Below are 12,790 nucleotides of genomic sequence, written 5' to 3' on the forward strand. Positions count from 1 at the left end.
AAATAATATACAGAGGATTATCATGTGATGATTATCACATAATTATTTTGAATGCTGAGGCTGTAGTAATGAATATGATAATAGGCAGGCTATGTTTAGCAAGACGAATACCTGCATCATAAAGGTGCAACAAAAGGGAATATTGCACCTTTATGGTTCGTTTTTTCCTTTTACAGGAAAAATAAGCCTTACTTTTTTAACCGACTAATCCGGGGAAAAGTGTTTTCATTCCGGTAACGACAAATTCAATACCCAGTGCCATGAGCAATAAACCCATAATGCGTGTAATAACGTTAATACCGGTTTGGCCAAGTACACGCACCATGAGCGGCGCCGCCCTGAATAACAACCAACAGCAAAACGCAAAAATCGCTATAGCAAGGCTGAAACCTAATAAATTAAGCCAACTGTGATAACGCGTACTCCACACAATTGTTGAACTGATTGCGCCTGGCCCGGCCATTAAAGGTAGCGCCAAGGGCACAACGCCAATACTTTCGCGGATTGCCGTTTCGGTTTTTTCCTGCTTATTCTGCTTATCCTCACCCAGCTTGCCGCTAATCATCGACATTGCAATGGTGACAACCAGAATTCCACCCGCGATACGGAATGAATCAATGGAAATACCGAATATATGCAGAATGGCATCGCCCAAAAACAGCGAAGTCCATAAAATGATCGCCACCGCCAGGTTAGCCGTAAGATTGGTTTTATTGCGTTCGGCTGCGCCCTGATAACTGGTCATACTGATAAATACCGGAATAATACCCACCGGGTTAACCAGAGCAAAAAGGCCCACAAAAAACTTAACATAACCAGACAAATCTAACAGCGCAGGGTTCACGATGAACTCCATTCCAGAATGAAAAAAATCGCGCCTAATGTAAGGCAAAAGCCAAGCCTAAGCCAGCGCGTCTCTCAGGTATTTATTCTGTCATTTTGCGTTTTATATGGTTTGATCATCCAGATATTAAAATCGTGATGGTTCATGCCGCTATACGTCAAATTATGCCCGCCATTCAGGTGATTACTTAATAACCGATGCATTGATTCAAACGCTTCCGTTAGCTGAATGGTGTCAGCTTGCATGTAAATTGATCCAGATCATTATTCTCCTACCTCAAACCAGGTAATCTTTCCGCATCAAAAGCATTCAGGGCGCTCCACCCAGAATGGTATGAATTTTTTATTAAACAGCTGAAAAGCATGACAATTTAACTGTTACCGTCGCATTAACGCAGCGGAACTATACTCAGTGGTCAGGCTTGTTTACTAAAAAGTTTAACTTCCTTCAGGAGAGCATCATGGCCGTTACTAATGTCGCTGAACTTAATGCACTGGTTGAACGTGTAAAAAAAGCCCAGCGTGAATACGCCAACTTTTCTCAACAACAGGTTGACGCTATTTTCCGCGCTGCCGCCCTCGCCGCCGCCGACGCCCGTATTCCTCTGGCAAAATTGGCTGTAGCCGAATCCGGCATGGGAATTGTTGAAGACAAGGTCATCAAAAATCACTTCGCCTCTGAATATATTTACAACGCCTATAAAGATGAAAAGACCTGCGGTGTGTTAAATACCGATGATACTTTCGGTACGATTACCATTGCGGAACCGATTGGGTTGATTTGCGGTATCGTTCCGACCACAAACCCAACCTCAACCGCGATTTTCAAAGCACTCATCAGTCTTAAAACCCGCAACGGAATTATTTTCTCGCCTCATCCACGTGCAAAAGATGCCACCAATAAAGCTGCAGATATTGTCCTGCAGGCCGCTATTGCCGCTGGCGCTCCTAAAGATATCATTGGATGGATTGATACACCGTCTGTGGAACTGTCTAATCAGTTAATGCATCACCCAGATATCAACCTGATCCTTGCGACCGGTGGCCCCGGCATGGTGAAAGCCGCTTACAGTTCCGGTAAGCCAGCCATTGGTGTGGGTGCAGGTAATACCCCTGTCGTTATTGATGAAACCGCAGACATCAAACGCGCTGTCGCTTCTATCCTGATGTCTAAAACCTTCGATAACGGCGTGATTTGTGCCTCTGAGCAATCCGTTATTGTGGTGGATTCTGTCTACGAGGCCGTACGTGAACGCTTCTCAAGCCATGGCGGCTATATGCTGCAGGGCGCAGAGTTAAGCGCTGTTCAAGGTATCATCCTGAAAAATGGTGGGTTGAATGCCGCCATTGTCGGCCAGCCCGCAGTGAAAATTGCTGAAATGGCAGGCATTTCAGTGCCGCAGAATACCAAAATTCTCATTGGCGAAGTGAAACTGGTTGATGAGTCAGAGCCTTTTGCCCATGAAAAACTCTCACCAACATTAGCGATGTATCGTGCAAAAGATTTTCAGGATGCGGTGAGCAAAGCCGAAAAACTGGTAGAGATGGGCGGTATCGGTCATACCTCTTGCCTCTATACCGATCAAGATAACCAAACTGAGCGCGTACACTATTTCGGCGATAAAATGAAAACCGCGCGTATTTTGATTAACACGCCCGCTTCGCAAGGTGGTATCGGCGACTTGTACAACTTCAAACTTGCGCCGTCTTTGACATTAGGTTGTGGTTCATGGGGTGGCAACTCCATCTCAGAAAACGTTGGACCCAAACATCTTATCAATAAGAAAACTGTCGCCAAGCGAGCTGAAAATATGTTGTGGCATAAACTTCCGAAGTCTATCTACTTCCGTCGTGGTTCGCTGCCTATCGCCCTGGAAGAAGTAGCTACTGATGGCGCAAAACGTGCATTCATCGTGACCGACCGCTTCCTGTTCAATAACGGTTATGCCGACCAGGTTACGCGCGTGCTTAAATCTCACGGCATCGAAACAGAAGTATTTTTTGAAGTTGAGGCCGATCCTACGCTCAGCATCGTACGTAAAGGCGCAGAACAGATGAACAGCTTTAAACCTGACGTGATTATCGCGCTAGGCGGCGGTTCACCGATGGATGCGGCCAAAATTATGTGGGTGATGTACGAACATCCTGAAACCCATTTTGAAGAGTTAGCGCTGCGCTTTATGGATATCCGTAAACGCATCTATAAATTCCCAAAAATGGGTGTAAAAGCGCGCATGGTTGCGATTACCACCACATCGGGTACAGGCTCAGAAGTTACGCCATTCGCTGTGGTTACTGACGATGCAACAGGTCAAAAATATCCATTAGCTGATTATGCTTTAACACCTGACATGGCCATTGTTGATGCCAATTTGGTGATGGATATGCCGCGTTCACTTTGCGCTTTTGGTGGCCTGGATGCAGTCACTCACTCTCTTGAAGCGTATGTCTCGGTGCTGGCGAATGAATACTCTGACGGCCAGGCATTACAAGCCTTGAAATTATTGAAAGAGAATTTACCCACCAGCTACGCGGAAGGCGCTAAGAACCCGGTTGCACGCGAGCGCGTACATAATGCGGCAACCATCGCGGGTATCGCATTTGCTAATGCTTTCCTGGGCGTTTGTCACTCAATGGCACACAAACTCGGTTCTGAATTCCATATTCCGCACGGTCTGGCTAACTCTCTGCTGATTGCTAACGTCATTCGTTATAACGCGAATGACAACCCAACCAAGCAAACGGCATTTAGTCAGTACGATCGTCCGCAAGCCCGTCGTCGCTACGCGGAAATCGCTGACCATTTAGGTCTGAGTCGTGAAGGTGACCGTACTGCGCAGAAAATTGAAAGACTGCTGGCATGGCTTGATGAGATGAAAACGCAACTGGGTATCCCGACATCTATACGCGAAGCTGGCGTTCAGGAGGCAGATTTCCTTGCGAAGGTCGATAAACTGGCAGAGGACGCATTTGATGACCAATGTACAGGCGCCAACCCACGTTATCCGCTGATTGCTGAATTGAAACAGATCATGCTGGATACCTTCTACGGTCGTGAATATGTAGAACCGTTCTCAAGCATCGCAGAGGCCGTTGCGGCTCAACCGGTGAAAGACGTGAAAGTTGAGAAGAAAACCAAAAAAGCGTAATTGCTTATAAATAAAAAACCCGCTGCGGCGGGTTTTTTGTTTCTGTTACTTCGCGATCACGTTTCAACAGACCGTGTTCCATGTATAGCCTGGAGCGAGCCTTGGTCAATTGCCTGCTTATAATGTTTACGGCATACAGAAATGTAGCGCTCGTTACCGCCAATCACTACCTGCTCTCCTTCACTAAAAGGCTTGCCGTTGCTGTCTAACCGCAGCACCATGCTGGCTTTACGCCCGCAATGGCAGATCGTTTTCAGTTCCACTAGCTTGTCAGCCCAGGCGAGTAGATATTCACTGCCCGTAAAAAGCTCACCGCGGAAATCAGTGCGTAACCCATAACAAAGCACCGGGATATCAAGGTCGTCAACGACGTCTGATAACGCTTTAACCTGTTCGCGCGTTAAGAACTGGCTCTCATCAACCAGAACGCAGTGCACGGGCTGACGCGCATGTTCTGCGGCAATATCAACGCTAAGCTTAGTCTCTGAATTATAAAGCGAAGCAGGTGATGAAAGACCAATTCTGGAGCTGACTTTAGCCACACCAAAACGGTCGTCTATCTCCGCGGTATAAACCAACGTCCGCATACCACGTTCCTGATAATTGTAAGATGACTGTAATAGCGCAGTCGACTTCCCGGCATTCATAGCGGAATAATAAAAATAGAGTTGAGCCATAAGAGCTAAATCTCAGTTTGGACGAAACAGAATGCCGGCCATTTTAGCACAAACGATCAAACACGCCGCTGAGAATTAATGGTGATGTATTGTACAACTGCTCAGCTAATCGTCTATTAATGCCCCACTATTTTAGTGAGAGGGAGAACTTTCGTTGAAACTAAAAGTACATAAAGCTGTCTTTAAGTCAGTAATCATCAGTTTTAGTCATAAAATAAATGACACCTTATTTTATATAAGGTTTCTGGATATATAAATTTTCTACTCAGTAATTTCTTAGCGTCTCGTTTAGGTTATGTCTCTCAAAGATGAATTTAATATCCCTCATTAACTCATGAACATAATTTGCTGTTGAAGTTATTTTTTGCCAACACTATTATTAGCGGGCAGAACAACTCTTTTATTCATTATTCAGAGATCAGGACAATGAGCGAAGCACTTAAAATTCTTAATAATATCCGCACTCTGCGTGCTCAAGCCAGAGAATGTACAGTTGAAACGCTTGAAGAAATGCTGGAGAAACTGGAAGTTGTGGTGAATGAACGCCGCGACGAAGAATCTCAAGTTGAAGCGGAAAACGCAGAGCGCACGCGTAAGCTGGAACAATACCGTGAAATGCTGATGGCAGATGGTATAGATCCTAATGAACTGCTCAGCGCATTAGCTGAGTCCAAAACCTCAGGCAAAGCCAAGCGTGCAGCACGTCCTGCAAAATATCAGTACATTGATGAAAATGGCGAAACCAAAACCTGGACAGGTCAAGGTCGTACTCCAGCCGTTATTAAAAAAGCCCTTGAAGAACAAGGTAAACAGCTAGAAGACTTTTTGCTTTAATAGCAGTGAGTGCTTCGTAATTTGGCGGGTCATTTTGATCGATTACAGACCTGCCTTTTACACATCAGGGAAAGGAAGCCAAGGCTTCCTTTTTTTTATCTTTAAATTTTATAAAAGTCACGATACCAATCGACAAAGCGCTTAACGCCCTCTTCAACGCTGGTTTGCGGCTTAAAGCCAATCGCATCAAATAAAGCCTGCGTATCGGCGCTGGTTTCAAGTACATCGCCAGGCTGCATTGGCATTAAATTTTTAATGGCGGTGATTCCCAGCGCTTTTTCAATTGCTTCAATGTAACTGATTAATGTCACTGGATGGCTGTTACCAATATTATAAACACGGTAAGGCGCAGAACTGGTAGCAGGCGAGCCTGTTTCTACGCTCCAGTTATCATCTTTCTGCGGAATGACATCCTGCAAACGCACAATGGCTTCAGCAATGTCATCAATATAAGTGAAATCACGCTTCATTTGGCCTTGGTTATAAACATCAATGGCTTCACCGGCGAGCATCGCCCGTGTGAATTTGAACAATGCCATATCGGGGCGTCCCCAAGGACCGTATACGGTGAAGAAGCGCAATCCTGTGGTCGGTAATTGATAAAGATGCGAATAGGTATGCGACATCAGCTCATTGGCTTTTTTAGTCGCCGCATAAAGCGATACAGGATGGTCAACGCTATCGTCGGTAGAGAAAGGCATTTTACGGTTGAGACCATATACCGAACTGGAGGATGCGTAGAGCAGATGCTCTATTTTATGGTGACGGCATCCTTCAAGAATATTGAGATGGCCAATGAGGTTAGCATCTGCATAGGCGCCGGGATTTTCAATTGAGTAACGAACCCCTGCCTGCGCGCCAAGATGAATGACGCGTTGGAATTGATGCTGCTGAAAAAGTGAAGCCATAGCTTCACGATCGGCTAAATCCAGTTCAATAAAATTAAAATCTGGAGAGTGCTTTATTAAATCGAGGCGGGATTTTTTGAGGTTGACGTCGTAATAGTCATTCAGGTTGTCGATTCCGACAACCTGGTGACCGGCGGCCAACAAGCGTTGGCTAACATGAAATCCAATAAAGCCTGCGGCGCCGGTTACCAGAAAGTTCATAAATCCCTCGTCAATTACGCAATATTGATGGACGCTCCGCGGCCGATTGCATAATAAACGAAACCGCGTTTGCTTGTACGCTCTGGATCATACAGGTTACGACCATCAAAAATCACGGGTTCTTTCAGTGCATTTTTGATGACGTCAAAGTCAGGTGCACGGAAATTCTGCCATTCCGTACAAATCACCAGCCCGTCAGCGCCCTGCAATGCTGCTTCTTTGGTACCCATCAGCTTAAGATCGCTGCGGTGACCATAGATGCGTTGCGCTTCATCCATTGCTTCAGGATCAAAAGCCTGAACCGACGCGCCCGCTTCCCACAGTGTTTCCATCAGCACACGGCTGGAGGCTTCACGCATGTCATCGGTGTTCGGCTTAAACGATAAACCCCATAAAGCAAAGGTTTTACCGCTCAGGTTGTCGCCGAAGTGACGCTTAATGAACGTAGGCAGCTTATTCTTCTGGTTGTCATTCACATCTTCCACGGCCTGTAAAAGGCGTGGTTGATAGCCAATTGACTCAGCGGTGCGAATCAGTGCCTGTACATCTTTCGGGAAGCATGAGCCGCCATAACCACAGCCTGGATAGATGAAGTGATAGCCAATGCGTGGATCAGATCCAATACCCTGGCGCACTTTTTCAATATCTGCGCCTAAGCGCTCAGCGAGGTTCGACATCTCATTCATGAAGCTGATTTTAGTCGCCAGCATGCAGTTCGCGGCGTACTTAGTCAGTTCTGCACTTCGGATATCCATTAAAATCATGCGATCGTGGTTACGGTTAAACGGCTCATAGAGCTCGCGTAACAGTTCAACCACCTCATCATTGTCGGTACCGACAACGATGCGCTCTGGGCGCATGCAGTCATTTACCGCAGCACCTTCTTTAAGAAACTCAGGGTTAGAAACCACATCAAAACTGATGTTAGCATCACGCGCCTGCAGTGCTTCAGCCATTACCGAACGCACTTTATCTGCGGTTCCAACAGGAACCGTAGATTTGTCGATAACCACTTTATGATCGTTCATGTGCTGCGCAATGGTTCGTGCCACGGCAGTAACATATTTTAGATCGGCAGAACCATCTTCGTCGGGTGGCGTGCCCACAGCAATAAATTGCATCACACCATGATCGACGCCCAATTTAGCGTCGGTGCTGAACTTAAGGCGGCCCGCTTCGTAATTAGACATTACTAGCGGCGTCAAACCTGGTTCAAAAATAGGGATGATGCCCTTTTTGAGGTTTTCGACCTTGTTTTCGTCGACATCAATGCACAGAACGTCATGTCCGACTTCGGCCAACACCGCAGCCTGAACCAGACCGACATAGCCGATACCAAATACAGTGACTTTCATTGAGTTATCCCGTGTTTATAAATTACTTTTTGTTGCCAATCTCGTTATTGAGCCATTCAGAGAAATCTTTGCCCAATACTGAGTGACGAACACCATACTCAACGAAAGCTTGCATGTAGCCCAGTTTGTTACCGCAGTCATGGCTAACACCTTTCAGGTGGTAAGCTTCAACGGTTTCTTTTTCCATCAACATAGCGATGGAGTCAGTCAGCTGAACTTCACCACCCGCACCTGGAGGCGTTTTAGCCAGCAGTGGCCAGATATCAGCAGACAGAACATAACGTCCTACTACAGCCAGATTTGAAGGTGCTTCAGCCGCTTTTGGTTTTTCAACAACGCCAACCATCGGAGCACTTTCACCTGGGTTCAGTTCTGCGCCCTGGCAATCTACCACACCGTAAGCGGTTACATCGGCAACAGGCTCAACCATGATTTGACTGCGGCCTGACTCTTCATAACGGCTCAGCATTTCTGCCAGGTTATCTTTGGTCGGATTTGATTCATATTCGTCGATGATCACATCCGGCAGAATAACCGCAACAGGCTCATCACCGATCAGCGGATGTGCGCACATTACCGCATGGCCAAGGCCTTTAGCGATACCTTGACGAACCTGCATGATGGTGACATGTGGAGGACAGATAGACTGAATTTCATCCAGCAACTGACGCTTAACACGTTTTTCCAACATTGATTCCAATTCAAAGCTGGTATCGAAGTGGTTCTCAATGGCGTTTTTAGAAGAGTGCGTTACCAGCACAATTTCATTAATTCCAGCCGCGATACACTCGTTAACGACATACTGGATTAACGGCTTATCGACCAGCGGTAACATCTCTTTCGGAATCGCTTTAGTGGCAGGCAACATGCGTGTACCCAAACCAGCTACCGGGATTACCGCTTTTTTTACTTTGGACTTATAGGCAGACATTAAGATACCTCTCTTATAGGCCGTTCAAGTTAATACTTGATATGTCGGTTTAAATTCGGAAATGAGTATATCAGTTACTATCGAACGGATTTATCCTGGAAGAAGTGAATCCGCAGAAATTAAGACTATTACCCAAGTGTAAAGCCATCTCCTGGACCTGTCTCCAGCGCCAGGAGAATTTTGTTTTTCTGTCTATTCTTCAGCAGATAACATCAGACGAATGCGGCCACCAGCGCCCCACACGTGGCATTGCCAGGTGTCTGCACGCTGACTGATCTGGTTGAGGTGGGTACTTCCCATAGTGCCAAGGGGAACCCCATTACTGAGTTGAATTTGATGGGCATGAACATGCAAAGTGGCATTCAAACCTGCTGAAACCAATATCAAATTTTTCAAACCGCGGTGATAATAACCCACTAAGAGCGGAAACTGACCGCTCAGGTTTGCTTGCCGCAAGAGTAAATTTACCTGCCGGAGCAAACCGTTGAGTTCAGGAAGCAGCTGTTTTTGTCCCGACAACTGTTCTTGCAGCAAGCCATTGAACAGCGCCCGTAAGAGCAGCGCAGCCAGAACGCCATTGTCGCCTGCTCGGGTAACATCCAGACAATAGAAAGCCAGGTCTTTGTCAGATAGCGCGGCAATATCCAGCACCAAACCCGGCTGCTCAGCCATGGTTAACTGACGATAATTGACGCGGCAATTGGCGATATTTTGCTGTACCGGCGGCTGAAGTTGCTTAAGCAATTTTGCGGCGGCTTTGGGATCACGAACTAAGGCGTCCCAGTCCTGAAAAAGCTGTTCATCCTCTTCGACTTTAGAGGTAAACATCGAAGGGTAAAGGCATTCGTATACCGCTTCACGAAAGCGTTCAAAGTTTTTCAGCGGTTTGAGCAGCACATCCTGTACGCCTAATCTCAAGACATGGGCAATGTCAGCCATGTTTTCTGTGGCTGAAATAACCAACACCGGTACACTATTACCCCGTGTCCGAATATGCTCAACAAACTGAATGCCGTTCATACGCGGCATCTCAAGATCACAAATTATAAGGTCAACAGTGTGCTGTTGTAGCTGCGCTATCGCGTCTACACCGTCTTCCGCTTGTAACGTCACAGCACCCATCGATAACAAAAATTGGTCCAGCAACGAACGGAAAACGGCCTCATCTTCGACAATGAGTATCTTTTTGCCGATTAGTGGTTTTTCCATTCTCTCCCCCTGCGTACCAGATAATTCAATAGTGGTTCATAAAACGCAGTTGCGCCTTTCAGAATTGACCGAAGTGACATCTGTGAATGAACAACCTGATTATCTACTACGGACCAGCGGTAAAAGTTCATCCATTTTTTTCTCAACAGCGGCCTTACCTGCCTCAATAGCTTCTTCGGCACGATGAAAGTCCAGTGTGGAAATTTGCGGACAAAACGGCTGAATAAGAACATCGGGAGGATCACCTGCCATGCGGTTGCGTTTAAGGCGATTTTCCAAAACCTGAATTGATGTTGTCATAATTTCCATCGCTCCAGGCGTTTGTGATGCGCGACGCTGGGTAAAATTCACCAGACGCTGACGCAGTTTACTTCTCCAGTCTAACGCAGCCGCAGCAGCTTCTTCCTCACTGTTTTGCGGTGTAACCGATAACAAGTCTTGCTGCATTAAGTGTGCATCATGTTGAAGATCAACAGCAATAACGATATCAGCACCCATCGCTCGCGTCAGCGAGACAGGAACAGGATTGACTACCGCGCCATCGACTAACCAATAACCATTGTAGCCGACAGGTGGTAATAAGCCTGGCATACTACAGGAAGCACGCACAGCCTGATGAAGATCACCTTCCGTAAGCCACAATTCCCGCCCTGTGCTGAGATTGGTCGCCACGACACCAAAAGGCTTGTTACAGGCTTCAATAGAATCATGTGGGATCAACTGTCGGATGTGATTAAATACCCGCTCACCGCGCAGTAATCCGCCGCGTTGCCAGGAGACATCCATCAGACGAATGACATCCCAATAGCTAAAGGCGCTGACCCACTTTTCCATCACGGCTAATCGGTTATTCACGTAAGCCGAACCGACTAAAGCCCCGACAGAGCATCCAGCAACAACGTCAATTTCAATGCCTGCGCGTTCAAGGGCCTTGATTACACCTATATGTGCCCATCCTTTGGCTGCGCCTGAACCCAGTGCCAATCCAACTTTTACTTTTCTCATCTGTTCTCTGGTCCTGCTTCAATACATAGCTTCGCAGCTTGGGGTCGGCTACCATAGCGCTTATTATTTTTTCTTCTTCACACTCTCAGGAGCTTACGTGTCTGAAAAGTGCCCCTGCTGCAGCGGAAAGCAGTATAGCCTATGTTGTGAGCCCTTTCTGAAAGGCAATCAAACCCCGGCAACTGCTGAACAACTCATGCGTTCACGTTACAGCGCTTATGCTAAGCAAGATGCTGCTTACCTTGTCTCGACCTGGCATCCAGCCAAACGTGAATCCACTCTTGCAGGGCTTTTATCTGAAAGTTTTCCCGGCACCGAATGGTTAAGTCTGAATGTAACTCGTTGTATTATCGGAAGCCATGATAATGAAGCTTTCGTTACCTTTTTTGCGCGATACCGCGAAAAAAACAGCATTCACGCTCTCTATGAATGTTCACGCTTTCTTCGCGAGGATCAACGCTGGTACTATGTTGATGGAACAGCGCCGGAGTTAGGGCGCAACGATCGCTGCCCGTGTGGCTCCGATAAAAAATACAAGAAGTGTTGCGGCTGAGTGAGCCACCAGCACAACAGTTTTACCCTTAATGCTTTGACAGGACTCTTATTGAGATGCAAGCGCAAACCATGCAAAGAAAAGTTCTACGTACCATTTGTCCCGATGCAAAAGGTCTGATCGCCAAAATCACTAATATTTGTTACAAGCACGAACTCAATATCGTGCAAAACAATGAGTTTGTTGATCATCGCACCGGGCGCTTCTTTATGCGCACTGAGCTGGAAGGGATTTTTAACGACAACACACTGCTAGCCGATTTAGATAGTGCCCTGCCCCAAGGTTCAGTCCGCGAATTACACAGCGCTGGACGTCGTCGCGTTGTAATTTTGGTGACTAAAGAAGCGCATTGTCTTGGCGATCTGCTGATGAAAAGTGCTTTTGGCGGTCTGGATATGGAAATTGCGGCTGTTATTGGTAATCACGATACTTTACGTTCTTTAGTTGAACGCTTCGATATTCCTTTTGCGCTGGTAAGCCATGAAGGATTGACGCGTGAAGAGCATGATAACCGCATGGTAGAAGAGATTGATCGGTATCAGCCCGATTACGTGGTATTAGCGAAATACATGCGCGTATTAACGCCCGCTTTTGTTCAGCGTTACCCCAATCAAATTATCAATATTCACCATTCGTTTTTGCCTGCCTTTATCGGGGCGCGCCCTTATCATCAAGCCTATGAACGCGGCGTTAAAATCATCGGCGCAACCGCGCACTATGTGAATGATAATCTTGATGAAGGCCCAATCATCATGCAGGACGTGATTAATGTGGATCACAGCTATACCGCGGATGAGATGATGCGAGCCGGTCGCGACGTAGAAAAAAATGTATTAAGCAATGCATTATATAAAGTTCTTGGCCAACGCGTTTTCGTTTACGGCAACCGCACGATTATTCTTTAAACGCTTTAGCGCTGAATTGCTTGGGAATTCAGCGCTACGCGTAAAAAGTGGGCAAACGATTCATCATTTCAACATGGGCGCTTTACACCCATTGCCCATTTGGTATGATGCGCCCCGCCTTCAGGCACAAAGATTCAGGCCATGGTGGGATTCCCGAGCGGCCAAAGGGAGCAGACTGTAAATCTGCCGTCACAGACTTCGAAGGTTCGAATCCTTCTCC

Annotated in this window: 11 protein-coding genes; 4 read left to right on the plus strand and 7 right to left on the minus strand. The window is 46.7% G+C overall.

Translation table 11 applies throughout. From position 1 onward, the window contains the following. Window positions 1–196 precede the first annotated feature (196 nt). Window positions 197–844 (minus strand): YchE family NAAT transporter, encoded by a 648-nt coding sequence (locus SC127_RS22485; protein WP_370661485.1) that lies wholly within the window; start codon window positions 842–844, stop codon window positions 197–199. 460 nt (window positions 845–1,304) lie between these two features. Here SC127_RS22485 and adhE point away from each other — a divergent pair, with 460 nt between their 5' ends. Continuing rightward, complete coding sequence (gene adhE / locus SC127_RS22490) at window positions 1,305–3,992, plus strand: bifunctional acetaldehyde-CoA/alcohol dehydrogenase (RefSeq protein ID WP_332628220.1); 2,688 nt, start codon at window positions 1,305–1,307, stop codon at window positions 3,990–3,992. Window positions 3,993–4,048: 56 nt separating this feature from the next. On the opposite strand, the gene tdk is transcribed toward adhE, so the two are convergent. Further along, window positions 4,049–4,669, minus strand: coding sequence for a thymidine kinase (gene tdk, locus SC127_RS22495; RefSeq protein ID WP_332628222.1), 621 nt, complete (start codon window positions 4,667–4,669; stop codon window positions 4,049–4,051). Between the two features lie 426 nt (window positions 4,670–5,095). Between tdk and hns the strand changes: the two genes are divergently transcribed. Then, entirely contained in the window at window positions 5,096–5,503 is a 408-nt protein-coding gene (gene hns, locus SC127_RS22500; RefSeq protein ID WP_332628273.1) for a histone-like nucleoid-structuring protein H-NS, read from the plus strand. A 101-nt stretch (window positions 5,504–5,604) separates the two neighbouring features. Here the strand turns inward: hns and SC127_RS22505 are convergent, their stop codons facing one another. The 5 genes from SC127_RS22505 to rssA form a co-directional block, all read right to left on the minus strand. Further along, complete coding sequence (locus SC127_RS22505; protein ID WP_332628224.1) at window positions 5,605–6,612, minus strand: NAD-dependent epimerase; 1,008 nt, start codon at window positions 6,610–6,612, stop codon at window positions 5,605–5,607. A 14-nt stretch (window positions 6,613–6,626) separates the two neighbouring features. Beyond that, window positions 6,627–7,967, minus strand: coding sequence for a UDP-glucose dehydrogenase family protein (locus SC127_RS22510; RefSeq protein ID WP_332628226.1), 1,341 nt, complete (start codon window positions 7,965–7,967; stop codon window positions 6,627–6,629). A gap of 22 nt (window positions 7,968–7,989) precedes the next feature. Next, entirely contained in the window at window positions 7,990–8,898 is a 909-nt protein-coding gene (gene galU, locus SC127_RS22515) for a UTP--glucose-1-phosphate uridylyltransferase GalU (protein ID WP_215846670.1), read from the minus strand. A 192-nt stretch (window positions 8,899–9,090) separates the two neighbouring features. Then, complete coding sequence (gene rssB / locus SC127_RS22520) at window positions 9,091–10,107, minus strand: two-component system response regulator RssB (RefSeq protein ID WP_215846669.1); 1,017 nt, start codon at window positions 10,105–10,107, stop codon at window positions 9,091–9,093. A gap of 99 nt (window positions 10,108–10,206) precedes the next feature. Then, a complete protein-coding gene (rssA, locus tag SC127_RS22525; RefSeq protein ID WP_243077814.1) occupies window positions 10,207–11,112 on the minus strand; it encodes a patatin-like phospholipase RssA in 906 nt (301 codons plus the stop codon). Window positions 11,113–11,209: 97 nt separating this feature from the next. On the opposite strand from rssA, the gene SC127_RS22530 reads away from it, so the two are divergent. Further along, entirely contained in the window at window positions 11,210–11,665 is a 456-nt protein-coding gene (locus SC127_RS22530) for a YchJ family protein (protein WP_243077813.1), read from the plus strand. Window positions 11,666–11,721: 56 nt separating this feature from the next. Next, window positions 11,722–12,570 carry a formyltetrahydrofolate deformylase gene (gene purU / locus SC127_RS22535; RefSeq protein WP_243077812.1) on the plus strand — a complete coding sequence of 283 codons (849 nt, stop codon included), beginning with the start codon at window positions 11,722–11,724 and terminating at the stop codon, window positions 12,568–12,570. Window positions 12,571–12,790 lie beyond the last annotated feature (220 nt).

The sequence above is a fragment of the Pantoea sp. T14 genome, from assembly GCF_036663535.1.
Classification (GTDB): Bacteria; Pseudomonadota; Gammaproteobacteria; order Enterobacterales; family Enterobacteriaceae; genus Pantoea; species Pantoea phytostimulans.

Bases quoted from the DNA above. Each gene is read 5' to 3' on its own strand.
- tdk (WP_332628222.1), bottom strand. From the start codon at position 4,669: ATGGCTCAACTCTATTTTTATTATTCCGCTATGAATGCCGGGAAGTCG.
- adhE (WP_332628220.1), top strand. From the start codon at position 1,305: ATGGCCGTTACTAATGTCGCTGAACTTAATGCACTGGTTGAACGTGTA.
- rssB (WP_215846669.1), bottom strand. From the start codon at position 10,107: ATGGAAAAACCACTAATCGGCAAAAAGATACTCATTGTCGAAGATGAG.
- SC127_RS22510 (WP_332628226.1), bottom strand. From the start codon at position 7,967: ATGAAAGTCACTGTATTTGGTATCGGCTATGTCGGTCTGGTTCAGGCT.
- rssA (WP_243077814.1), bottom strand. From the start codon at position 11,112: ATGAGAAAAGTAAAAGTTGGATTGGCACTGGGTTCAGGCGCAGCCAAA.
- SC127_RS22505 (WP_332628224.1), bottom strand. From the start codon at position 6,612: ATGAACTTTCTGGTAACCGGCGCCGCAGGCTTTATTGGATTTCATGTT.
- galU (WP_215846670.1), bottom strand. From the start codon at position 8,898: ATGTCTGCCTATAAGTCCAAAGTAAAAAAAGCGGTAATCCCGGTAGCT.
- hns (WP_332628273.1), top strand. From the start codon at position 5,096: ATGAGCGAAGCACTTAAAATTCTTAATAATATCCGCACTCTGCGTGCT.
- purU (WP_243077812.1), top strand. From the start codon at position 11,722: ATGCAAGCGCAAACCATGCAAAGAAAAGTTCTACGTACCATTTGTCCC.